General features: G+C 67.8%; 18 protein-coding genes (1 of these 18 cut by a window edge). 5 read left to right on the top strand and 13 right to left on the bottom strand.

The features are described 5' to 3' along the window. Window positions 1-9: 9 nt before the first annotated feature. Genes NA11_RS22470 through NA11_RS22425 form a run of 10 tightly spaced genes read right to left on the bottom strand, consistent with a single transcriptional unit; the run spans window position 10 to window position 8,940 of the window. Window positions 10-1,188: an MCE family protein gene (locus tag NA11_RS22470; RefSeq protein ID WP_069163936.1), complete on the bottom strand. Its 1,179-nt coding sequence runs from the start codon at window positions 1,186-1,188 to the stop codon at window positions 10-12. Continuing rightward, entirely contained in the window at window positions 1,185-2,267 is a 1,083-nt protein-coding gene (locus tag NA11_RS22465) for an MCE family protein (RefSeq protein ID WP_069163935.1), read from the bottom strand. The genes NA11_RS22470 and NA11_RS22465 overlap by 4 nt, the downstream gene beginning before the upstream one ends. Continuing rightward, complete coding sequence (locus tag NA11_RS22460) at window positions 2,264-3,364, bottom strand: MCE family protein (RefSeq protein ID WP_069163934.1); 1,101 nt, start codon at window positions 3,362-3,364, stop codon at window positions 2,264-2,266. The genes NA11_RS22465 and NA11_RS22460 overlap by 4 nt, the downstream gene beginning before the upstream one ends. Beyond that, window positions 3,364-4,389: an MCE family protein gene (locus NA11_RS22455; protein WP_069163965.1), complete on the bottom strand. Its 1,026-nt coding sequence runs from the start codon at window positions 4,387-4,389 to the stop codon at window positions 3,364-3,366. The genes NA11_RS22460 and NA11_RS22455 overlap by 1 nt, the downstream gene beginning before the upstream one ends. Continuing rightward, the gene (locus NA11_RS22450; RefSeq protein ID WP_069163933.1) at window positions 4,386-5,408 is read right to left on the bottom strand and encodes an MCE family protein; all 1,023 of its coding nucleotides are present in this window, start codon (window positions 5,406-5,408) and stop codon (window positions 4,386-4,388) included. Before NA11_RS22450 ends, NA11_RS22455 begins: the two co-directional genes overlap by 4 nt. Window positions 5,409-5,410: 2 nt before the next feature. Next, the gene (locus NA11_RS22445) at window positions 5,411-6,793 is read right to left on the bottom strand and encodes an MlaD family protein (protein ID WP_069163932.1); all 1,383 of its coding nucleotides are present in this window, start codon (window positions 6,791-6,793) and stop codon (window positions 5,411-5,413) included. A 7-nt stretch (window positions 6,794-6,800) separates the two neighbouring features. After that, window positions 6,801-7,664 (bottom strand): ABC transporter permease, encoded by an 864-nt coding sequence (locus NA11_RS22440; RefSeq protein ID WP_069163931.1) that lies wholly within the window; start codon window positions 7,662-7,664, stop codon window positions 6,801-6,803. Between the two features lies 1 nt (window position 7,665). Then, window positions 7,666-8,514: an MlaE family ABC transporter permease gene (locus NA11_RS22435; protein ID WP_069163930.1), complete on the bottom strand. Its 849-nt coding sequence runs from the start codon at window positions 8,512-8,514 to the stop codon at window positions 7,666-7,668. Window positions 8,515-8,533: 19 nt separating this feature from the next. Beyond that, window positions 8,534-8,716, bottom strand: coding sequence for a hypothetical protein (locus NA11_RS22430; RefSeq protein ID WP_069163964.1), 183 nt, complete (start codon window positions 8,714-8,716; stop codon window positions 8,534-8,536). Beyond that, the gene (locus tag NA11_RS22425; RefSeq protein ID WP_069163929.1) at window positions 8,716-8,940 is read right to left on the bottom strand and encodes a hypothetical protein; all 225 of its coding nucleotides are present in this window, start codon (window positions 8,938-8,940) and stop codon (window positions 8,716-8,718) included. The genes NA11_RS22430 and NA11_RS22425 overlap by 1 nt, the downstream gene beginning before the upstream one ends. A 285-nt stretch (window positions 8,941-9,225) precedes the next feature. On the opposite strand from NA11_RS22425, the gene NA11_RS22420 reads away from it, so the two are divergent. Continuing rightward, window positions 9,226-10,128 (top strand): oxygenase MpaB family protein, encoded by a 903-nt coding sequence (locus NA11_RS22420; protein ID WP_069163928.1) that lies wholly within the window; start codon window positions 9,226-9,228, stop codon window positions 10,126-10,128. A 64-nt stretch (window positions 10,129-10,192) separates the two neighbouring features. Here the strand turns inward: NA11_RS22420 and NA11_RS22415 are convergent, their stop codons facing one another. Next, a complete protein-coding gene (locus NA11_RS22415; protein WP_069163927.1) occupies window positions 10,193-11,326 on the bottom strand; it encodes a serine hydrolase domain-containing protein in 1,134 nt (377 codons plus the stop codon). Between the two features lie 129 nt (window positions 11,327-11,455). On the opposite strand from NA11_RS22415, the gene NA11_RS22410 reads away from it, so the two are divergent. The 4 genes from NA11_RS22410 to NA11_RS22390 all read left to right on the top strand — a co-directional run bounded on the left by NA11_RS22410 (window position 11,456) and on the right by NA11_RS22390 (window position 15,887). Next, a complete protein-coding gene (locus tag NA11_RS22410) occupies window positions 11,456-12,277 on the top strand; it encodes a carboxymuconolactone decarboxylase family protein (RefSeq protein ID WP_069163926.1) in 822 nt (273 codons plus the stop codon). Window positions 12,278-12,328: 51 nt separating this feature from the next. After that, window positions 12,329-13,024 carry a type 1 glutamine amidotransferase domain-containing protein gene (locus NA11_RS22405; RefSeq protein ID WP_069163925.1) on the top strand — a complete coding sequence of 232 codons (696 nt, stop codon included), beginning with the start codon at window positions 12,329-12,331 and terminating at the stop codon, window positions 13,022-13,024. Between the two features lie 142 nt (window positions 13,025-13,166). Continuing rightward, on the top strand, window positions 13,167-14,039 hold the full coding sequence (locus NA11_RS22400; protein WP_069163924.1) for an aldo/keto reductase: 873 nt from the start codon (window positions 13,167-13,169) through the stop codon (window positions 14,037-14,039). Window positions 14,040-14,540: 501 nt separating this feature from the next. Then, window positions 14,541-15,887 (top strand): helix-turn-helix domain-containing protein, encoded by a 1,347-nt coding sequence (locus NA11_RS22390; protein ID WP_069163922.1) that lies wholly within the window; start codon window positions 14,541-14,543, stop codon window positions 15,885-15,887. Between the two features lie 98 nt (window positions 15,888-15,985). Here the strand turns inward: NA11_RS22390 and NA11_RS45760 are convergent, their stop codons facing one another. Further along, on the bottom strand, window positions 15,986-16,147 hold the full coding sequence (locus NA11_RS45760; RefSeq protein ID WP_167837704.1) for a hypothetical protein: 162 nt from the start codon (window positions 16,145-16,147) through the stop codon (window positions 15,986-15,988). Window positions 16,148-16,283: 136 nt separating this feature from the next. Continuing rightward, a protein-coding gene (locus tag NA11_RS22385) for a non-ribosomal peptide synthetase (protein ID WP_069163921.1) crosses the window boundary here: on the bottom strand, window positions 16,284-24,377 show its 3' portion. 17,214 nt of this gene lie beyond the right edge of the window; only the last 8,094 of its 25,308 coding nucleotides appear in the window; its start codon lies off the right edge, out of view; the stop codon is at window positions 16,284-16,286.

The raw sequence follows: 24,377 nt of genomic DNA, 5'->3' as shown, positions 1-24,377 counted from the left end.
GAAATGCTCCTATCTGCCAGGCGCCGGACGGGACAGCTCATTACCGGTCACGCCGGGCGGCGGACCGGAACCGTTGTCCGGCACATTCGGTCGTGGCGCGTTCGCCGAACCCCGGATCTGCAGCGCGGGATCGCTGGTGACGCAGTAGTTGTAGAGCCGGACCCTGGTGTCGACGGTCGCTGTCGTCGGCACAACGGGCACCGTGTCGTAATCACAGCTCGGCCGCGGCCACGGGTCGATGAGGGTGTGATAAGCGTTGTCGTGCGCGGGAATTCCGATGGCTTCCGAACCCGCACGCAGCGCGGGGAACAGCGCGGCGATGGCAGGCGCGCGCAGCTTCGCGGCCTTGGTGATTGCGACGAAGTTGGTGACCAAATTGGTCACCGGGTCCTCGGTGTCGTGCACGATGCCGCCAAGGGTGGCCAGCTGGCCCGGCCCGAGCTCGAGGAAGGCGCGGACCTCCTGATCCGCGGCGGTCAACTGTTGGAACAGCGCGCTGGACCCGGTTGTCAACGTGGTCAGGTCGGGTTGCGCGTGTGCGGTGGTCTCCGCGATCACCTGGAGATTCGCGACCAGCTGGCGGGTCTGCGGCAGCAGGTCGGTCAACCCGGCCATGGCCCTGCTGATGCCGGAGATCATGTTGCGCAACCGATCCGGGCCGCCAGCCAGCGCCTTGTCGAGCTCATCGATGATCACGTTGAGCCGCGCGGGGTTCATTCCGGCGATCAGCCCGCTCATGTTCGCCAGCACCGACTGCACCGTCACCGGCACGGCGGTCTGGGCACGCGCGACCACCGCGCCATCGATCAGATACGGGCCGCTGTCGGCGTCGGGGCGGAAGTCGAGATACTGCTCTCCCGCCGCGGACAGCCTGCCGACCGCGACGGTGCCGCCCACCGGAATCCTTGCGGCCTTGTCGATTTCGGCGATCGCCGCGACACCGTCACCGGAGATGCGGACATCGTCGACCCGGCCGATCCTGGTACCGCGGAAGGTGACGTCGTTGTTCGGCGCCAGACCACCCGAGTTCGCCAATTCCACCCGCACCTTGTACGTGCTCGGCAGCGGGTTGAACCGCAGCACATTGGCGCCGAGATAGGACACCCCGAGCACGAGCACGACGACCAGGCCGATATTCGCTACCGCGGTCCGACGCCGGACCAGCCATTGCCACAACGGCGGATTCATCGCCCACCGCCTTGCAGCCGACCGAGCACCTTCTCGATGACCTGCGCCAGGCTGCCGATAAAAGCAGGCACATCACCGATCTCAGGCGGTCGCGAGCCCTTCGGGTCGGTGAGCGCGCCGACGCTGAGGTAGGACACGGTGGCGGCGACGGCGAGCACCGGGCCGTCCAGCCCAGCCATCACCGACGGATAGATGGCGTGCAGTCCATCGAGCGTCCCCGCCAGATCGCCGCCCATCTGCGCGAACCCGGACATCAACCGCTGAATGCTGTCGAACAGGCCGAGGAACTCCGGCCCGGTGGTGTCGGTGAAGTCGCCGAGCGCGGCCATCGTCACCGAGACCTTGGCGATGAGATCGGCGATGGCCTTGTTGTTTTCGGCGACCAACCCGATCAGCGGCGGGAAGGTGTCCGCCGCCGCACCCAATTCGGCTTTGCGCCTTGCCAATTCACCGGTCAGCGTGTTCAACCCGGACAGCACGCTGTCGACGTCGGCGGTGCGCCGGTTGAGTGCGGCGAGCACATCGGTCATCTCGGTGAGCAGATGCGACAGCTCGGGCGCACGCCCGCCGACCATGGAGTTCATCTCGGCGGTGATCCGCGCCGCCTGGTTGAGGCCGCCGCCGTTGAGCAGCAGCGAGATCGACATCATCAGCTGCTCCACCGAGGCGCCGGTCGAGGTGCGGTCGGGCGCGATGGTGTCGCCGGGCCGTAGCAGCTCAGCGCTGTCCTGTTTGGCAGGCAACGTCATCGCGACGAACATGTCGCCGAGCGGAGTGGCCTGGCGCAGCTCGGCGGTGGTGCCGCGCGGCAGCTGAATGTCCGCGCGGATCTGCATTTCCACGTCGGCGACGAAATCGGTGGTGCTGATCGCGGACACCATGCCGATATCGGTGCCGCCGATCTTGACGTGCGCGTTCGCGGGCAGGTTGAGCGCGTCGCGGAACTCGGCGTGCAGGGTGTAGCCGGGGCCGCCGATACCTGGCTTGGGCAGCGGCACATTGTCCACGGTGACCGCGCAACCCGCCGACGCACTGAGCGCAACCAGCGCCACCACCAAAGCCCCTGCGCGCCTGCTCATTTGGTCAGTCCGAGCAGTGCGGCGGTGAGCCCGAAGTCCGGGCCGAAGTCCTGAATCTTGCCGGTGCGGCACCCGTCGAGCCGCATCTGCACGCGTTCGCAGAACACCGAAAGTGCTTCACCGTCGAGGACCGCCTTGTCCAGCAGTCCGTGCAGGCGCAGCGCCTGATGTTCGCGGCTGGTCGCGTTGTTCAGGTTCTGGAAGAACAGCGGCCCGACATCGACGATCTCGGTGAGCGAGCGGGCGTTGGCGCGCATCTGCCCGGTGAGCGTGGTGAATCGGGTGAGTGCACCGAGCAATTGCTCGCGATTGCCACCGACAACGGTCGCGGTATTGGTGACGAAGTCGTTGAGCTGGGTGAGCACCGCCTGCAGCCCCGGCGCCTGATCACCCATGAGCTGAACCATTTCGGTGAGCCTGCCGCTGAAATCGCGCACCGTCTGGTCGTTCTCGGCGATGATCTGGGTGATCTCGTTGAGTTTGACGATGGTGTTGGAGATTTGATCGCCGTTGGCCAGGCTCACCTCGAAGGCCGAGGACATCGCGTCGAGCGTCGCGCGCAGCTTGTCCCCGTTGCCGTCGAGCAGTGGGAACAGCACCCGGCTCGCCATCGGCCCTGTCTCGTTGTCGCCCTTCAACGCTCGGCCGAGCTGATCGAAGTTCTCCAGGATGCGATCGAGTTCGACCGGGGTGCGGGTGTGTTCGAGCGGGATGTGCGCGCCGTCCGCCAGCACCGGTCCCGTGCCCTCGTAGGCGGGCGCGAGCTCGACGTGGCGGTTGGTGATCAATTGCGGCGACACCAGCGCGGCAATCGCGTCGGCGGGCACTTTGACGTTCTTGTCGATGGACATGGTCACCTCGACATAGCTGCCCCTGGCCGTCACCGTGTCGACCCGGCCGACCGGGACGCCGAGGATCGCGACGTCGTTGCCCGCGTACAGCCCGGCGACGTTCTCGAAATCGGCGCTGATCCGCAGGTGTTCGGCAAGATACTGATCCGGCAGCCCGCTCAGACTGTCCGGCAGCAGCGAGCAGCCGGACGCCACGCCCGCCGCCACACACAGGACAGCGGTTTTCAGGAACGTCCCTATCTTCATCATTTGCACCCCTGTACCGCACCCGCGAAACACAACCAGTTGTCCGGGAAGACCCACGGCGCCCACACATCGCCGTACGGGCCGTTGCCGAGCGCATTGTTGAACTGGCGCAAGGCAACCGGCATGATCTCGTAGAGCGAGTCGAGGTTGTCCCTGTTCTTCTCCAGGCCCTCCGACATGGTGTTCAGACTCTGGATCAACGGCCCGAGCTGGTCGTTGTTCTCCAGGCCCATCTCCTGCAGCAGGCGGGAGAGCTCGGCGACGTTGTCCAGCAACGACTTCAGCAGCTGCTGCCGCAGCGCGACGGCGTTGCCGATCGCCTCGCCCCTGGTCAACAGCAGCAGCACGCTGTTGCGGTTGTCCGAGACCAGCTGGGAGACCTGATCCATGCCCTTCAACAGCACGTCGACCTCGTCGCGCCGATCGTTGATCACCTTGGCGAGCGCACCGATGCTGTTCAACGCCTCGACGGTGAGCTGCGGCGAATCACCCATCTGTTTGCTCAGCAGGTCGAGCGATTGCCGCAGCTTGGCCGGATCGATCCGCTCGATCCGCTCGAACGACGACTTGTACGCCGGATCGCGGATGACCTTGCCGAGGTTGTACGGCACCGAGGTGTTCGCCAGGGCAATCCGATTGCCCGGCAGGCCTTTTCCGTTGCCAGGCACCAGCTCCACGTGCAGCTTGCCGAGGATGGTTGTCATCTTGATGGCCGCGCGGGCGTCCGGGCCGAGCCGCAGATCTCCGCGCACGCGCAGGTCGACGAGGACCTTGGCGCCGTCGAGCCGCACCGCGCGCACCGCGCCGACCTCGATGCCGGACACATCCACCGACGCGCCCGCCCGCAGCCCCGCCGCCTGGGCGAACTCCGCCTGGATCGTCTTGTCGCCCAGCCGAGCCTCGGACAGCACGCTGGAGCCGACCAGCAACAGCACCACCGACCCCGCCGCGAGCAGGCCGAGCCACAGCAGCCGGTTCCGCGGCAGCCGCACCCGTCCGAACAGCGATCGCACTCGTGTCTTCACCGGCACACCTCCGATTGCGCGTTGCCGCCGATCTGCGAGAACAGCCCTGGTGGGAGCAGCACGCCCCAGAGCGACACATCCAACCGGCAGATGTAGGCGTTGCCGTACGCGCCGTAACTGGTGAACCTGGCGATGCCGTTGAGCAGCGTCGGCAATTCGACCGCCGCCTGATCGAGCGAGGCGCCGTTGAGCAGCAGCAACGCCACGCCGCGTGTCGCATCGTTCTGGGCCCGAGCCATATTCGGCTTCACCTGACCGATCAGGCGTGCCAGCGCATCGGTCGAGGTCGCCACCTGATCGACCGAGCTCTTGAGCGACTCGCCCTGCGCATACAACGAATCGACCAGCGAACGTGCCTGGGTGATCAGCGTTTCCAGCTCGCCGCTGCGGTGCGCGAGCCCGGCGATGACGCTGCTGAGATTGCTGATGACGTCACCCAGAATCTTGTCCCGCTGCCCGAAAGTGCCTGCCAGCTCGGCGGCCTGGGTGATCAGCGCACTGAGCGAGACATTGTTGCCCTGCAAAGCTTGAATCAGCGTCTCCGACAATGAATTGATCTGATCCGGTTGCAGCACGCTGAACAGCGGCTCGAACCCCGACAGCAGCCCGGAGACATCGAAGGAGGGCTCGGTGCGCTCGATCGGGATCGCCGAGCCTGCCGCCATGACCTGTCCGCCGCCCTCCCCCGGCACCAGCGCGATATAGCGCTGGCCGATCAGATTCTGGTAGCGCACCAGCGCTTTCGTGGTCGTGGTCAGTCGCTGGCGATCCTGGATGCGAAAGTCGATGCGGGCGCGGTAGTCACCGTCGAAGTCGATCCGGTCCACCCGGCCGACGCGCACCCCCGCCATCCGGATGTCGTCGCCGACGCGAAGGCCGAGCACGTCGGAGAAGGTCGCGGAGTAGGAATCGGTGTCGCCGGTCACCGAACGCTGCAGTGTCGACCAGATCGTGTAGGTCAAGACGATCGCGACGATGGCGAAGAGGCTGAACCCGGCCAGTGCCTTTCCTGATTTCATGGTCAGCGACCGCCCTTGTCCGCCGGAGTGAGCGAGCCGCCGGCCAGCAGCGGTGACAGCAACAGGTACTGCGCGGCGTTCGGTGGGCCGCCGACGATCGCGGCCACCGCGTCGGTGCCGCGTAAACCGCTGGGATCAGCAGGGTTCGGTGCCGGATCCCGCGCCGCCGCCGGTGCGGTGAGTCCGGGAATCATCGGCAGTCCCGGAATCGTCGGCAGTGCGGGAATGCCGGGCACCGCGGGCAGCACCGGCCGTGGACCGGCGGCGGGCAGCCAGTTCGGCACCAACTGCGACGGAAAGTCCTGCGGTGGAGCGACATCAGGGACACTGGCGCCGCCGCACCGCGGTCCGGCCATGCCGCCGTACCGCGGACAGTCGGCGGCCGTGTACTGCTTGAACGGCGTAAAGGACACGTCCATCTTCCACACCATCTGACGGCTCGGCCCGAAGCTGAACACCGAACGCAACTTGCCAAGTGCCACATTGAAGTTCGCCGCCGTCGCCTGGAGCGCCTGCGGATCCTCGGCCAGGCTGCCGAACAGCTGGCCGACACCGGCGACGACGTCCTTGCCCGCGTCGGGATTGCGGGCGAACAACGAATTCACCGAGTCCACCGCCCCACTCGCGTTGGTCAGCAACGCCACCAGCTGGTCCCGCCGCTCGGTCAGCGTGCGCGCGGTGGTCACCGACTCCGAAAGCACGCCGACCAGGTCGGGCGCGGACACACTCAAAGCAGTGGCGGCCCTGCCGAGATTGCCGAGCAGATCACCGATCCCGGGAATCGCGTGCACCTCGGTGAGCCAGCGGTCCAACCGTTCGATCGTGGAACCTGGCACCCGCGCGGCCGGGTCGAGCGCGTCGGCCAGGGTGGCGAGCACCCGGCCGAGCTTCTCCGGCTGGATGCGGTCGAGCACCTCACGCAACACGGTCAGCGTGGTCTGCAACTGCACCGTGCCCGCGCTGGTGTCCTCGGGGATCTCCGCGCCCGCCCGCAGGGTTTCGGCGCTCCTGCCGTTGTCGACGAGCTCGATCGCGGTCACCCCGAAGATGTTGTTGGGGATGACCCGCGCCGTTACCGCGGCCGGAATCAGCGCGGCGACATCGGGTTTCAGGTCGAGCGCGGCGCGCTGCCGCTCCCCCTTGGCGACCACCTGCACCTCGGCGACCGAGCCGACGATCATGCCGCGGAACTTCACGTCGGCGTGCTCGGGCAGCCCGTCACCGGTGCTGGTGAGCACGGCGACGACGCCGACCTTGTCCTCGAAGCGTCCGGTGTAGCGCAGCCCGAGCAGCACGAGCAGCAGCGCGGTCACCGTCGTGAGGGCGATGCCCGCGAGCGCGAGCTGCGCCGGGCTCGGTCCGCGGCCACTGGGGTCGATGAGCATCCGGCGCCTACCCGGAGATCCGGAAGCCGGGGTCGATGCCCCAGATCGCCAGCGTGAGAAACAGATTCGCGAAGACCATGACGACGATCACCATCTTGATCGCCCGGCCCGCCGCCTGGCCGACCCCTTCCGGTCCGCCGGTGGCGACATAGCCGTAGTAGCACTGCAGGAACGTCGAAAGCAGCACGAACACCATCACTTTGAGCACCGAGAAGAACACGTCGGCGCCGTTGAGGAACTGGAAGAAGTAGTGGTCGTAGGTGCCTGCGGAGGTACCGCCGAGGAACAGCACCGACAACTTGGTCATCAGATAGGCGACCGCGAGACCCACGCTGTACAGCGGGACAATGGTCAGCGTCGCGGCGATCATCCTGGTGGTCACCAAGTACGGAAGCGGCCGGATGGCAATGGATTCCAGCGCGTCGATCTCCTCGGAGATCCGCATTGCGCCGAGCTGCGCGGTGAATCGGCAGCCCGCCTGGATGGCGAAGGCCAGCGTGGCCAGGATCGGGCCGATCTCCCTGGTGGTGGCGAACCCCGAGATGGCACCGGTCAGCGGGTTCATTGTGAGCAGGTTCAGCGCCGTGTAGGACTCCATGCCGACGGTGATGCCGCCGAACCCGCACAGGATGATCACGACGCCGACGGTCCCGCCGCCGACGATCAGCGACCCGTTGCCCCACCCGACATCGGCGGTCAGCCGCAGCACCTCTTTGCGATAGTGCTTGAGCACGAACGGAATCGCCGCGATCGCCGCCACGAACGTGATGGCCTGGTGGCCGAGCCGCTCGTTGAGCCGCACCGGCCCGCGCATCGCCCCTCCGACCATCCGCAAGGGCCGCAACGCTGGTGGGGTGTACCGCGAGCCCATCTCAGAGCACCTTCGCCGGGAACAGCGTGTTGTACACCTGCGTGATGATGATATTGGTGGCGAACAACATCAGCGCCGAGTTGACCACCGCCGCGTTCACCGAGTTCGCGACGCCGCCGGGCCCGCCCCTGGTGTGCAGGCCGATATCGCAGGCGATGATCGCGGTGAGTGCGCCGAAGATCGCGGCTTTCAGCAGCGCGACGATCAGGTCGTTCGCCACCGCGAAGGACGCGAAGGTGCTGATGAACGAGCCCGCAGTGCCGCCCTGCGCGTAGACGTTGAACAGGTAACCGGTCGCGAACCCAACGAACACCACGAACCCGCACAGCAGCATGCTCACCAGGACCGCGGCCGCCAGCCGCGGCGCGACCAGCCTGCGGATCGGATCGACGCCCATCACCTTCATGGCGTCGATCTCCTCCCTGATCGTGCGGGAGCCGAGGTCAGCGCAGATGGCCGAGCCGACGGCGCCCGCGATCATCAGCGAGGTGACCAGCGGCGCGCCCTGGCGAATGATGCCGAGCCCGCTGACCGCGCCGATGAAGGTGGTCGCGCCGACCTGACTCACCAACGCGCCCAACTGAATCGAGACAACCACCGCCACCGGGATGGCGACGAACACGGTCGGCGCCGCGGACACACTGGCCATGAACGCGCACTGCTTGATGAACTCCTGGAACGGAAACCGGCGGGCGAGCAGCGCACGCATCAACTCGAGCACCGCGTCACGGCCGAGAACCACTTGTCTGCCAAGGGTTTCCAGCGAACGCTGCGGATGCCGCCGCCACAGGCCGCGCAGGTCGTCGACGGCCCGCTCCAGGTCGGTTCTGCCGCGTTCGGTGATCGTCACTCGATATCCCTCTCCACGCTCAGGCGATCAGCTGCCGCTGCAGCAACACCAGGAGGTAGCCGACCGCGGCGACGCCCGCCGCGACGGCGCCGAGCACAAGCAGCCACAGCCCGAGCCGGAGTACCGGGTGCACCCTGGTGCGCCCGCCGAGCACCTTGACGCCGATCACAAGGACGTCGATCAACCACACCGCCGCCATCATCAGGTCATGCACACATTCGAGAAGGTGAGCACCGGCCAGCACACGATCGATCCGAGGAACGAGATGATCACGTCGATGCCGTGCATGTCACGCAGATGGCTGGTGTGCGTGAGCGTCCAGACGACGCCGATCAGCCCGTACGGAACGCCGAGGATGATGAGCGTGCCGAGGAACTCCGAGACCTTCATCTCGTAGCTGAATATCCGATCCAGCCTCTTGAGCATGCGTGTCCTTTCGCGCGCCGGTCGGGCGGGACCGGCCGCCCGCGGCGGGATCGTCGGTGATCCGCCACTGGATCCTGCCGGACATCGCATGGTCCGGTATGGGCCCGTATGTTACGCACGATTCCGGCATCTTCGGAAGAGTTCCGCGAAAATACATAGGGGCTTTAGCTGCGATAACCATATGCATGACCGTTGACTGGAGGATGCAAGCAGACATAAGTTAGCAACAGTTCACATGGCATATACTTCGCCCCCGGAGTCGGTTCAAGACACGGAAGGACTCCCATGACCGCCGCAGCGCCGTCCCCGCAGCCCGCACCCACGTTTACCAAAGACCGCACCCGAATCCCCATCGACGCCACCCACCGCCCGGTCACCAAACGGCCGCTCGCGCTCACCGACGCGTTGGACTTCTGGTCCTTCGCCGGTGCGGCGGCCAACGTGGTGATGCAGATGGCGCGGCCCGGCGTCGGCTACGGGGTCGCGGAGAGCAAGGTCGAATCCGGGGCGTTGATGCGGCATCCGTGGAAGCGGGCCCGCACCACCACCCAGTACCTCGCCGTCGCCATCCTCGGCACCGAAGAAGAGCGACTCGCCTATCGCGAAGCGGTGAATGTCGCGCACCGGCAAGTACATTCGGCTCCCGGCGCGCCGGTGAAGTACAACGCTTTCGACCGCAGCCTCCAATTATGGGTCGCCGCTTGCCTGTACATCGGTTTCGAAGACACCTACCAGCTGCTGCAGGGCAGGATGAGCGACGAGCAGGCCGAGGCCTTCTACGTGTCGTCCTCGACCCTCGGCACCACATTGCAGGTGACAGCCGACATGTGGCCGGCCACCAGGGCCGATTTCGATCGGTACTGGAACGAGGCCTGCGCGCAGGTCGAGATCGACGAGTTCGTCCGCGCTTACCTGAACGATCTGCTCGACCTCCGCATGATCCACTGGTCCCTGCGCTTACCCTTCCGAAACCTGTTGAGGTTCCTCACTATCGGCTTCCTGGCCCCGCTGTTCCGCGACCAACTCGGCGTCGAATGGACCGCCACCGATCAACGCCGCTTCGACCACCTCTTCGTTTTCGTCGCGTTCGTCAATCGCTTCATCCCCCGCTTCCTCCGCCACGGCAGCACCCACACCCTGATGGCCGACGTCCGGCGCCGAATCCGCAACCACAAGAACCTGATCTGACATGGCACCGTCGTCCGGGTGCTCGGCACCCGGACGACGGAGACCCCTCGAGGGCAGAGTGGTATCAGGGGCAGAGCGCGTGGCTCAGGAGGGCGGTCAGGTCGGGCAGAGCCTTGGGCTCCTTGGTGAAGGCGTAGGTCACGGCTCGGCCTTCCACGGTGGCGCCTGCGATGACGATGTAACCGTAGATGCCGCCGGTGTGGCCGAAGGACTCTGCACCGCAAGGCAAACGGGCGGTGCTGGTGCCAAGTCCGTAACGCTCGTCGAGGCCGAGACCCTCGTCCGCGACGACGTCGTTGCGCATCTCCTGCAGCTCGGCGGCCGGGACCACTTTTCCGGAAAGGAGAGCCGCATAGAAACGGTTCAGGTCCGCACCGGTGGATACCAGCGCGCCGCCTGCCCACGGGACGGACGGCTCGATGCGGGTGACGTCCGTGAGCACGCCGTCGATCTCGGCGTAGCCCTTCGGGTGTGGCCCGCGGATGTCGTGTTCGCCTGCGGCGGGAAAGTAGGTGTCGTTGAGCGCCAACGGTTTCAGGATGCGGCGGTCCAGTTCGTCGGCGTATCGCGCGCCGGTGACCCGTTCGATCAACACACCGGCGACGGCGTAGTTCGAGTTGCTGTACGCGAAGCGCGCGCCTGGCGCGAAATCCGCAGGCTTGCTCATGATGATCGCGAGCGCCTCGTCCGGCGTCATGATGCGGTTCTGCAACGCCGCCCGGTATTCGTCTACCCGCTCGTCCGTGGCGAAGTCCGGTAAACCACTCTGGTGCCGCAGAATCTGGCGCACCGTGATCGCGCGACCGTCGATCCCCTGGCCATGCACCACCCCGGGCAGATAGGTGTCGATCGGCTCGTCGAGCCGAATCCTGCCCTCGGCCACCAGCTGCAGCACGATCGCGCTGGTGAAGGATTTGTTGATGCTGCCGACCCTGACCTGCTGCGGCGGGTCGGTGGGAATCGTTGCCCTGGTAGCGGTATCGGCCACCCCGCTGGTGAGCGCCACCGTCTTACCGTTCTCGGTGACGGTCGCGATCATCCCGGTCACGCCTGCACCGACGAGGCCGTCGATGTCGGCTTGAACGGCGCGAATCCTGGTGTCCGACACCACGGATTCCGGTTCCGGCTGCGAGTCGGACGCACATCCGGCGAGCAGTACCAGCCCGGAGACGGCGGCAATCACTGGTGCGAATCGCATGCCTGCGACGCTAGAAGCTCGGCGGGCACCCCACATCGGGGACCGACCCCGAGATCTCCCCTGAACTTGCCTCCCCTTCGAGGATGAGAGCTTGCGCTGGAGTGCACTCCAACTTTTACAGTCGTGCCCATGACCAGCACCCAGAACTCCGCAGCCCAGCTCGATCGCTACGAGCGCGGCATGGCACTGCTCCAGCGCATCGGCGGACCGGCAGCGACCGCCGTGATCGACAGCCTGGCCGACATCGCTCCCGACCTCGGCAGGCTCACCGTGGAGTTCGGCTACGGCGACATCCTGTCGCGCCAGGGCCTGACCCTGCGCCAGCGGCAACTCGCCACGGTCGGCGCCCTCGCCGCCCTCGGCAACGCCGCACCCCAGTTGCGATTCCACCTCGACGGCGCGCTCAACGTCGGTGTCACCCGCACCGAAATCGTCGAAACCCTCATCCACGCCAGCGTCTACGCCGGATTCCCGGCCGCGCTCAACGGCTTGACCGTCGCCAGGGAGGTCTTCGCCGCTCGCACCGACCTACCCGCCGAACCGCCTGCACCCAGCGCACCCGAGGGTGACCGATTCGCACGCGGTTCAGCCGCCTTGACCGAGATCGACGGGCACGCGGGCGAACAGGTGGTGGCCGCGTTGCAGGACATCGCGCCCGATTTCGCCAGGCTCCTCACCGAATTCGCCTTCGGCGACATCTACTCCAGGCCCGGGCTCGACCTGAAGAGCCGCGAGCTGGTGACCGTCGCCATGTGCACCGCACTCGGCGTCGCACCCCAACTCGGCGTGCACATCCACGGCCTGCTCAATGTCGGCGGCACCGAACAGGAGGTCGTCGAGGTGCTGATCCAGATGGCCGGATATGCGGGATTCCCCGCCGCGCTCAACGGCATCACCGTGGCACGCGCGGTCTTCGCCGAGCGCAAGATCAATCAGAATTCCGATGTCTGATATCGGCGTTCCCATTGGCTAGTTTACTGACCCGGTCCTAGGGTCGACTGCATGGCGAAGATACTTTTTGTGATGACCGGCGCCGACTCATGGACGCTTGCCGACGGAACCGAACATCCGACCGGATTCTGGGCCGAGGAGTTCGCCGTGCCCTACGCGGCGGTGAAGGAAGCGGGGCACGAGGTCGTGGTGGCCACCCCGGACGGGGTGGTACCGCCCGTCGACCGAGGCAGCCTCGCCGCGGCCGCCAACGGCGGACAGGACCGGGCCGACGCATTCGCCGCAACGCTGGCAGCGAGCACCGAGCTGCGGAGCCCGATCAAGCTGTCCGAGGTCGACCTCGCCGACTACGCCGCGGTCTTCTACCCGGGCGGGCACGGCCCGATGGAGGACCTCGCGGTGAACACCGTATCCGGCGAAATCCTCACCGCCGCACTGGCATCCGGCAAGCCGCTGGCGGTGGTCTGCCACGGTCCCGCCGCCCTGCTCGCCGCGACGAAGGCGGACGGCGCCAACGCCTTCGCCGGGTACGCCGTGACCGGCTTCACCAACGCGGAAGAAATCCAGGGCGGGCTCGCGGACAAGGCGAAGTGGCTGCTGCAGGACCGGCTGGTCGAGATCGGCGCCGACTTCCGCGAGGGTGCGCCGTGGGCGCCGAACATCGTGGTCGACCGGAATCTGATCACCGGGCAGAATCCGGCCTCCTCCGCCGGGGTCGCCGAGGAGCTGCTGAACTCGCTCACCTGACGTGTACCGGCCGCGAACGCGATACTCATATCGGGAATCCCTCGCGCGATAGTGACGTTGCTCGCGATATCGACGTTGCCGCGCGACGTCACTTTTGCTCGTCCGCTTTCGCGTAATTCCACTTCGGAAGGAACCGAACACTATGAGCACCAACCTGCACGCCCGGCCCGCCGCAGCGTCGGGCACGTTCGCCGTCGGCGGTGACCTACCCGTGCATCGGCTCGGCTACGGCGCCATGCGACTGACCGGCCCCGGCGTCTGGGGCGATCCGGAGGATCCCGACGAGGCGGTCCGGGTGCTGCGACGAGTCGTCGAGCTCGGCATCAACTTCATCGACACCGCCGACTCGTACGGCCCGTTCGTCAGCGAAGAACTCATCCGCAAGGCGTTGCACCCCTACCCCGACGACCTGGTGATCGCGACCAAGGGCGGCTTCTCCCGCAGCGGCCCCGGCGACTGGCGTGCGCTCGGCAGGCCCGAGTACCTGCGTCAGCAGAGCGAACTCAGCCTGCGTCACCTCGGCCTCGACCGCATCGATCTCTATCAGCTGCATCGCATCGACCCGAAGGTGCCGCTGGCCGACCAGCTCGGCGAGCTCACCCTGCTGCAGCAGGAGGGCAAGATTCGCCACATCGGCCTGTCCCAGGTCAGCGTCGAACAGCTGAAGCAGGCCCGCGAGCTCGCCACCATCGTCTCGGTGCAGAACCTCTACAACCTCGCCAACCGCACCGACGAGGACGTGCTCGAGTACGCCGAGCGCGAGAACCTCGCGTTCATCCCGTGGTACCCCATCGCGACCGGCGAACTCGCCAGGCCGGGTGGCCCGCTGGACGCGATCGCCAAGGACCATGGCGCCACACCCGCGCAGCTCGCGCTCGCGTGGCTGCTGCGGCGCTCGCCCGTGATGCTGCCGATTCCGGGCACCGCGAGCATCGCGCATCTGGAAGAGAACACCGAGGCGGCGCGGATCACGCTGACCGACACGGAGTTCGAGGCCCTCTCGGCAGCGGCCTGATTTTTCGTTTCGTGAGCCCGGCGGGGACTCGGCTCAGATCGAGTCCCGCCGGGCTCACTTGTCGGCGGCCCGGCGAAGGCAGAAGGCCGAGGCCGCCAGGTATTGGTGACAGTGGGCGCCGTGACCACCGTGGACGGTGCGAATGAAGCGCGCTCGGTCGTAGCTGAGACCGACCGGTTCCTGCGTGCAATCGCGGCTTTGGATCAGCCACAATTCCCGATCGTCCGAGCGCAATGCGTCCATTGTTCACCTCCACGTAAAGGTCAGTGCACCCGGCACCGAAGGCGCCCTCCGGATTCGCGCGCGACACGGATGGATCGGGCCGTGCCGGGACCGTGCGTCGAGTTCCGGAATACCGGCGCCCTCGTGAGGGTTTGGGCAGAACCCCGGCGCCGGGTGCTGATTCAGCGTGCACGTTGCGATTCGGTAGATAACAGACCCGAATACGGTAATTGCGGGTAGTTTCCGTTTGTATCAGCCTGGTACGAGGAAGCGGGACCTATGGTTGAGATCGACTGGACGGGCGAGGATGTCCGTGCGCTTCGCGCCGCGATGCGGCGAAGTCGGTACGAATTCGCGCGTCTGGTGGGCGTCACCCCGCGCACGGTGGTCTTGTGGGAAAACGGCCGGACAACCCGGATGCATGCCGCAAGCCAACGCCTGCTCGACAGGGTTGTGTCGGAAGCCGATCCGGTCGTTGTCGCACGGTTCGAGCGGTCTGTCACCACAGGCCGGGACACCGCCGTCGACCACGCGGACACCGACTCGGCGCTCGAGACACACACCCAGCTCGGTAGGGAAATCGGGCTCGACAAGGAAGTCGGGGATGACGACGTGAGAAGGCGAGAGTTGCTGGCCTGCATCGGGGTTGGCCTCACCGGCCCCGCGGCTGCGCTGGTCGCGGGCGAGCCGGAGAAGATGCTGGCCACCCTGGATGCCGGATCGATCAGCGAGCGAAGGCTCGGCCAGCTAGAGCAGACGGTCGAGGCCTTGGGCAAACGAGTGGTGCAGGTGCCGCCGCACGAGCTGCTACACCCGACGCTCGAGCAATTCCGCGCGGTCCGTGGCGTTCTCGCGCAACGGCAGGCCACCCACCATCAGGTCCGGCTGGTGCGCACCGCGGGCAGGCTGGCCAACGTGGTCGGCGAGATCTTGTTCAACGAAGGACATTTCGGTCAGGCCCGGCTGTGGTACGGCACCGCAATTCATGCGGCACAGGACATCGGAGATCGTTATTCCGAGGACATCGCACTCGCCGGTCTCGCATATCTACCGACTTACAGCGATAAACCGAAGGAAGTTCTGAGCCTGCTCGCAGGCCGTCTCGACGATAATCCGACGAACGGTCCAGCGGCGGCCTGGTTGTGGGGAATGGCGGCCAGGGCATACGCCAGTCTCGACAATGCCGACCAGTTTGCGCGGTGCATCGAGAAATCGGCCCGTGCATTGGAAAATGTTGGCCAGGAGGAGCTTACGGTGGGGATCTTTTCCTATCGACCGGAAAAGCTCGCTTTCTATCAAGCGATTGGCTATTCGCGCCTCGGTCGCGCCGCGGAAACCGCCAAGGCGGCGGCCTGTGCACTGGTCCGATATGACCCGCAGGAAACAATGGAACCCGCCCTTGTCCGCTTCGAACACGCCACCGCGTTGCTGAGCGCAGGCGAGATCGACGAGGCGTGTTCCGTTGCGACACAAGCGATCACCAGTCATCACACCTATATCGGCCTCACCGTCACCAAGCGCGCAACGCAGTTCGACGGCGCGCTGGCCGGATTCCGTGGCCGCGCCGTCACCGAGTGGCGGCAGCACGCCCGCTCGGTCGTCGAGTCGGCCCGAACGAGGGCGTAGCGGAGCACCATTCGACGACCGGCTCGCTCGACCCCTCACCGGTGGCGTTGCCGATCGGTGAGGTCGGCGGTGGGTCGGCCGTCGGCGCCGCTGTGGCGCTAGGAGTTCGCGGCTTCTTGCGGCCTGCCGCGGTGCATGATCGCGTTCAGCCAGCCGCTGATCTGTTGTGTTTGTGCGGGTGTCGGGCGTCCGGCCTGCCAGCGGTTGGCGGCTTGGATCAACGTCTCCTGCAGCGTGGGGGTGATCCGTTGATTCGTCATACGTCCATGATGCACTGGGGCGCAGCGAAGTACGAGTAGGGGGCGGGGTGTGCCGGTCGGCAGGGGGGATGTGAACCGGCACACCCCGCCGATATGGGTGGATTCGGGGGTTCTCCGCACCCTCAGGGGATTTCGGTCACAATTCGCGGCTCCTTGCGCGATCGGCGCCGGTGAGGCGGGCGGTGAGGACGTGGCCGATCCTGGCCAGCGCCGGTTCCGCGGTCATGCGCCAGTGCGAGGCGTGCACCGCGTGGTTGTGCACGGTGCCGTCGACGGCATCCGCCCAGGTCGCCGCCCCTGTCGCACCGGTGGGATCGTCCAGCGCCGCCGTGAAATAGACGAGATTGCCCTTGTACGGCCGCGGTCGGTAGGCCGCGATCAGCCGCAGCGAATTCGCGCCCGCCGCCACCATTCGCCCGAGCCGTTCGGCGCCGAACGAGGCAAAGGGTTCGGGCAATTCGCCCATGCGCCTGGCCAACTGGGCCGGATCGAGGGCGACGTCGGCGGCCTCGGCCCGGTCACCGAGCAGCCCGCCGAGCAGATCGACGACCGGGATCGTCGCCGATGCGTCGACGGTGACCTGCCGCGAGCTGTCCATCATGGCGAGCAGCGCGACATGCTGGCCCTGGTCCTGCAATTGGACCGCGACCGCATGCGCGAGCACGCCGCCGAGCGACCAACCGAGCAAGTGATAGGGCCCTTCGGGCTGGACGGCGCGAATTTCGCGGACGTAGCGGCGGGCCCAGTCCTCGATCGACTCCGGCAGCGCCGCGGCGGAACTCAGCGCGGGCGATTGCAGGCCGTAGACGCCACGCTGCGGGTCGATATGCGCCGCCAGGCCAGCGAAGGACCAGGCGACGCCGCCGACCGGGTGGAGGCAGAACAGGGGCTCGCGCGACCCACCCGCGCGCAACGGCAACATCACCTCGAACGCGGTCGCCACGTCGACTCGCCCCTGACCGGACCGGAATTGGGCGAGTTGCGCGACCAGATCCCGCGGTGTGGGCGAGGAAAACAGCCAGACCACCGGAATCTGCACGCCGAGAGCGGCGGTCAGCCGGGTGGCGAGCCGAGTGGCACGCAGTGAGTTGCCGCCGTGTGCGAAGAAGTTGTCGCCGAGGCCGATCCGCTCGACGCCGAGCGCCTCGGCGAAGGTCGCGCAGACCGTCCGCTCCAGTTCCGTCGCCGGAGCGTGGAATTCACCGGCCCTCGGCTCCGGCTTCGGCAATGCCGCCCGATCGACCTTGCCGTTCGCGTTGCGCGGCAGCGTCTCCAGCTGCCGCAGCACCGCGGGCACCATGTAGCTGGGCAGCAGATCCGCCACCGCACCGCGCACTTTGTCCGTATCGACGGCCGCGGTGGCGGTGAAATACCCCGCAAGGATGGTGTTCTCGTCGCCGGCGCGGTGCGCGACGACGACCGCCTCGGACACCGAGGGGCACGACCGCAGCGCGTGCTCGATCTCGGCGAGCTCGATCCGATAGCCGCGCACCTTCACCTGGAAGTCGCGCCGCTCGACGTATTCCAGCTGTCCATCGGCGCCCCAGCGCACCAGATCGCCGGTGCGGTACATGCGGGTGCCGCCCGCGCCGAACGGATTCGCCACGAACCGTTCGGCGGTCGACGCAGGCCTGCCGTGATACCCGCGGGCCAGCTGGGCGCCGCCGAGGTACAGCTCGCCGGTCACCCCGGCGGGGACCGGATGCAGCCGATCGTCGAGCACGTAGACCTGGCTGCCGGATTCGGGTGTGCCGATGGGCACGACCGCGTGCCTGGTCATCCGCCCGGTCCGATGGCGAGTCACCGACACCGCCGCCTCGGTGGGGCCGTACAGGTTGTCGATCCGGGCGGCGGTGCGCCCGCGCACCCGGCCGACGATGGCGGCGGGCAGCGGCTCACCGATCACGAGCAGCCTGCGCAGCGATTGTGGAAGCCGAGCCGCGGGCACCTCGGCCAGCATCGCGAGCAGCGAGGGCACCAGTGTGACGGTGGTGACCCTGGTGTGCCGGATCAGGTCGAGCAGCTGCGCCGGATCACGGTGCGCACCGTCGGGCGCCAGCACGATCCTGGCTCCGGTCCGTGGCGCCCACCAGAATTCCCACACCGACAGGTCGAAGGCCGCCGACGTCTGGAGCAGGACGGCATCGTCGGCGCCGAGGGTGTACTCCGACTGCATCCAGGCCAGCTGATGCGCGACGGCGGCGTGCGGGACGGCCACGCCCTTCGGGGTGCCGGTGGAGCCGGAGGTGAACAGGACGTAGGCGGCGTTCGCCGGGGTCAGCGGCGTGGTCCGCTCGTCGTCACGCACCTGGCTCGCGTCGATGGCGTCGTCGACCGCCGAGACGTCGAGCAGCACGGCCTTGTTCGCGACCGAGCCGGGCAACATCGGATGCGCCGCCGAGGTCAGCACCAGTTCCGGGCGCGCGGCGGCCAAAACGCGCGTCGTGCGTTCGAGCGGATGCGCCGGTTCGAGCGGCAGGTACGCGCCGCCCGCCGCGACCACCGCGTACATGGCGACGAGCAGCTCGGTGCTGCGCGGGATGGCCAGCGCGACAATCGATTCCGGGCCAACACCGCGGCCGATGAGCACGCGGGCCAGCCGGTGCACGCGAGCCGCGAAGGCGCCGTAGGTGACCGCCGTTTCGCCGTCGACGATCAGCGTCGCGTCCGGCGTGCGCGCGACCTGTGTCTCGAACGCCGAAATCAAAGTTTCCGACGCGAATTCGCGGTCGGAGCGGTTCCAGGTGACGAGCATGCGCTCGGCTTCCGCCGGGTCGAGCACCGGGAGATCGCCGATCGGAACACCCGGCGCGGCACAGATCGCGCCGAGCAACCGATGCAGCCTGCCGCCGAATCCGGCGACGGTGGCTTCGTCGAACAACGCTGTCGCGTAGGTGATCGACGCGGCCATTCCGGCGGGCGTGCCGTCCATGTCGTAGCGGTCGGTGACCACCAGGTGCAGATCGAATTGGGCGACCTCGGTGTCGAAATCCACTGCGGTGGCCGACAATCCCGGCAGCGCGAAGTCGGCCGCCGCTTGATTGTGGAACGAGAAGCCCACCTGGAACAGCGGATGCCGCGCGGTCGACCGCTCCGGATTGAGCACCTCGACCAGGCGCTCGAACGGGACGTCGGCGTTGGCGAACGCGGCGACGTCCGCGGCGCGGACCTGGTCGAGCAGCGCGCGGAAGCCGTCGGCGGCGTCGACCCTGGCCCGCAGCACCAGGGTGTTCACGAACATGCCGACCACGTCGTCGAGTTCGGCGGCGCCGCGACCGGCGACCGGGGTCCCGACGGCGATATCGGTGCTGCCGGAGAGCCGGGCGAGCAGCACCGCGAAGGCGGCGTGCAGCACCATGAACAGCGTGGCGCCCGAGGTCCGGCCCAGCGCGACCAATGCGGCGTGTGTCCCGGCGTCGACGGCGAAATCGACGTGCCCACCGCTGGTGGCGGCGATGGCAGGGCGCGGGCGGTCGGTGGGCACGGCCAACTGGGCGGGCAGCCCGGCCAAAGTGTCGGTCCAGAAACGGAGTTGGCGCGAGACCAGCGAATCCGGGTCGTCCTCGGCGCCGAGCAGGTCGCGCTGCCAGCGGCTGTAGTCGGCGTACTGGACCGCGAGCGGCGTCCATCCCGGGGCGTGCCCCTGCCTGCGGGCGGCGTAGGCCGTCATCACGTCGCGGGCCAACGGCGCCAGCGACGACCCGTCGGCGGCGATGTGGTGCACGACGACCACCAGCACGTGGTCGCGGGACCGCACGTCCGCGTCGGCGGCGATCGGAACGAGCAGCCGCGCCCGCACCGGAACCGTGTCGGTGACATCGAATCCGGCCCCGACGAAGTCCGCGACCGCCGCGGCCAGGTCGTCGGCGGGTACCGCGATCGGCGTGAGCACCGGCGTGCCCGCCGTCTCGATCGGGAGCACGATCTGCACCGGTCCCGCATCGTGTTGCGGGTAGATCGTGCGCAGTACCTCGTGCCGATCGACCACGTCCGCGATCGCCGCGTTGAGTGCGGTGACGTCGAGGTCACCGGTCAGGCGCACGGCGAGTGGGATGTTGTATGCCGTCGACTGACGGTCGAGCCGGTTCAGGAACCACATGCGCTGCTGTGCCAGCGACAGCGGCACCGGGCCTGCGTCGGCACTTCTGGTCGGTAGCGGAACCGACCGTGCCGCACCGGAAGCGGACACGGCGGCCGCCAGTGCGGCGACGGTCGGATGCTCGAACACCACGCGCACGCCGACGCCGACCGCCAGCCTGGCGCCGAGCCGGGCGGCGAGTTGGGTTGCGGTCAGCGAGTTTCCGCCGAGCGCGAAGAAGTCGTCGGCGGCCCCGATCGGAGTGTCGAGGCCGAGCACATCGGCGATGACCTCGGCGACCGCCTGCTCGGCGGCGGTGTGTGGCGCGCGGAAGTCGGCCGTCCGGAAGACGGGCTCCGGCAGCGCCTTCCGATCGAGCTTGCCGACCGGGGTCAGTGGCAGCGCGTCGAGCACCATGACGGCGGCAGGCACCATGTAAGCCGCCAGCGAGCGGGCGGCGAAGGTCCGCAGTGCTTCGCCGTCGACCGCGTGGCCCGGCGCGGCAACCACATAGGAAGCCAGCGAAGTCGTCCCTGTCGCGTCCGGGTGACCGACGGTGACCGCCATCGCGACCGAATCATGGCTCGTGAGAACGGCATCGATCTCGCCGAGTTCGATGCGCAGTCCACGCACCTTCACCTGCTGATCGGCGCGCCCGACATACTGGATGGCGCAGGCCGAGGTCAAGCGCACCAGATCACCGGTGCGATAGAGCCGTCCGCCCGCGGGGCCGTACGGGTCGGCGACGAACCGCTGCGCCGAAAGACCGGGCCGCGCGTGATAGCCACGGGCCAGCCCTGGACCGCGCAGATAGAGCTCGCCGGTGACGCCGATCGGCACCGGCTGCAACCGGCGGTCGAGGAGCACCGCCGACATCCCGTGGATCGGCGTGCCCATATCGAGCGGATCGCCCGGACGGGTGCGCGTGCTGATCGTGGTGATGATGGTGGTCTCGGTCGGCCCGTACGTGTTGTAGAAGCTGCGGCCGGTGCCCCAGCGCCGCACCAGATCCGGGCCGTAGGACTCGCCGCCGACGGTCAACTGACACAGCTCGTCGAGGCCGGTCGGGTCGACCGTCCGCAGCACCGCCGGGGTGAGGAAGGCGTGTGTCACCCGATGCTCGCGCAGCAGGGCGGTCAGCGCGGCGCCGCCGTACACGTCGGCCGGTGCGATCACCAGCGCCGCACCCGCCGACAGCGCGAGCAGTAGTTCCAGCATCGCGGCGTCGAAGCTCGGCGAGGCCACGTGCAGGATGCGGGCGGCAGCGGTGATCTCGTATCGATCATGTTGGGCCCGTGCGACTCCGGCCAGTCCGGCGTGCGTCGCGAGCACGCCCTTCGGAATGCCGGTCGAACCCGAGGTGTAGATCATCCACGCCGGGTTGTGCACGCGCACCGGCCGAATCAGTTCGTTCACGGCGATCGGCGCCGCGCTGGTATGCCGCATTCTGGTCGCGGTCGCGGCGGCGTCGAGCACCAGCCATTCGGCGCTGTCCGGCATAGCCCGGTGCCATTCGGTGGTCGTAAGACCGAGGACTGCACCGGAATCCGACAGCATGTGCCTGATGCGCTCCGCCGGGTACGTCGGGTCGACCGGGACGAACGCGGCACCGGTCTTGGCGACCGCCCACACCGCGAGCACGGATTCGATCGAGCGCGCGATGGCGATGGCGACCACGTCCTCGGCGCCGATGCCATGCCCGATGAGCATCCTGGCCAGCCGGGACGACCGGTCGTCGAGCGCACGGTAGGTCACCGTGGCTTCCGCCGAAATCAGCGCGATGGCCTCAGGATTCATCGCCACTGCGGCAGTCGCCAACGCCGCGAGGGTGCACGGCTCGACCGGATCCGCGCCGCGGCCATCGAGGAGTGCGGTCCGCTCGGCCGGTGCGAGGAGGTCCACCGCCCCGATCGGCAGTTCCGGCGCGGCGGTCACGGTGCCGAGGATTCGGCCGAACCGGCGAAGCAGCGTTGCCGCGGTGGCTTCGTCGAAAAGGTCCGTGGCATAGTCCACCTCGATGGCAAGGTGGCCGTCCGCGTCCGGTGTCGCGGCCACGGTGAACTGCAGATCGAAGCGGGCGACACGCTCGTCGAATTCGACTGCGGAGAGCGTCAGGCCGGGCACCGAGCCATCGATGACCAGATCACCATCGGTGTTCAGATAGCTCAGCGCCACGGTGAAGAGGGGGTGGCGCGCCGAGGAGCGTTCGATGCCGAGTTCGTCGACCACCCGCTCGAAGGGCACGGTCGCATTGGCGAAGGCCGCCAAGTCGACGTCCCTGGTCTGGGCCAGCAGGTCGGCGAACGATCGATCCGGGTCGGGCCGGGTGCGCAGCACCAGGGTGTTGATGAACATGCCGACCATGTCGTCGAGGGCCGCGGCACCGCGCCCGGCCACCGGTGTGCCGATCGCGATGTCATCGGACCCGGACAACCGAGCAAGGAGCACAGTCAGCGCGGCATGGACCACCATGAACGGCGTCACCCGATGCCGCGACGCCAGCTCGGTCAGCCGGGCGGCGACATCGCCGCCGATCCGCGCACGGACACTCGCGCCGCGTGCGGTGGCGACTGCAGGTCGCGGGCGGTCGGCCGGTAGCGCCAGCTCGTCCGGCAAGTCACGCAGCACCTCGGCCCAGTACGAGAGCTCTTCCTGTGCGGTCGATTCCAGTGCCGTCGTCTGCCAGAGCGCGTAATCGGCATACTGCGCGGTGAGTTCCGGCCAATTCGGCGGTGTGTCCAGGAGATGGGATCGGTAGGCGGCGAGCAGGTCTCGCAGCAAGGGGCGCATCGAGTAGCCGTCCGCTGCGATGTGATGCAGCACCACGACCAGCACGTATTCGGTCTCGCCCACACCCAACAGCACTGCGCGGACCGGGACCTCGGCGGTGACATCGAAACCGGCGGCGAGGAATTCGGCAATCCGTGCGGTAAGCGGTCGCCCGGCGAGCTCCTCGACTGCCAGCGGCACCGGAGTCGGGACGGCAGGCAGGATCACTTGGTAGCCGTCGCCGGCGGCGTCGGCAGGGTAGATCGTCCGCAACACCTCGTGGCGGGCAACCACATCGGCGAACGCGGCGTGCATCGCCGCGACATCCATCCGCCCTGCCATGCGCACCGCGACAGGAATGTGGTGGGTGACCGAGCCCGCGTCGAGCCGGTTGAGGAACCACATGCCGCGCTGCACCGGAGCCAGCGGCACGATCGCGGGGCGCGGGCCCGCGATCAGCGGCACCGAATCCGCCACTGCGGCAGCATCGGTAGCGATTCGAGTCGCCAGCGCGGCCACCGTCGGCGCCTCGAAGACCAGCCGGACCGGGACACGTCGGCCGAGCCTGGCACCGAGCCGGGCGAGCACGCGGGTGGCGATCAGCGAATTGCCGCCGAGGTCGAAGAAGTTGTCGTCCGCGCCGATCGGTGCGGTCGCGAGCACCGTCTCGAATGCCTCGGCCACCAGGCGCTCGGCGGGGGTGCGTGGGGCGCGATAGGCGACGCGACCGAAGACAGGTTCCGGCAAGGCCTTCCGGTCCAGCTTTCCGGAAGCATTGAGCGGCAAAGCGTCCAGCACCACGATCGTGGCCGGGACCATGTAGGACGGCAGTGTCTCGGCAACCGCCCGCAATGCATCACCCTCGGCCACACCGGTGTTGGTGGTCACGTAGCCGACCAACTGATCACCAGTAGCCGTGCTGGCCACGCGAGCGGCGGCCGAGATCACGCCGGGAACAGCCGCAAGCGCCGCCTCGATCTCGCCTAGCTCGATGCGCTGCCCGCGGACCTTCACCTGGAAGTCGGTGCGGCCCAAGTACACCAGTTCGGCGGTGGCGTCGCTGGTCTCCCAGCGCACCAGGTCGCCGGTGCGGTACATGCGTGCGCCCGGCGCACCGAACGGGTCGGCCACGAACCGATCCGCAGTCAGATCCGGCCTCCCGTGATAGCCGCGGGCCAGCTGGATACCGGCCAGGTACAGCTCCCCAGCGACACCGGGCAGCGTCGGACGCAGCCGCGCATCGAGCACGTACACCCGGCTGTTCCACTCCGGGTTGCCGATCGGCAGCACCGCGCGACCGGCCAGCCCGGTGACGTCGCGGTGCGTGATGCTCACCGCCGCCTCGGTCGGGCCGTACAGGTTGTGCAGCCGTGCCTCGCTGAC

It is taken from the genome of Nocardia altamirensis NBRC 108246 (assembly GCF_001612685.1).
In the GTDB taxonomy this organism is placed as follows: Bacteria; Actinomycetota; Actinomycetes; order Mycobacteriales; family Mycobacteriaceae; genus Nocardia; species Nocardia altamirensis.
Note: the sequence above shows the minus strand (reverse complement) of the source record. Positions and strands in the feature narration are given on the sequence as shown.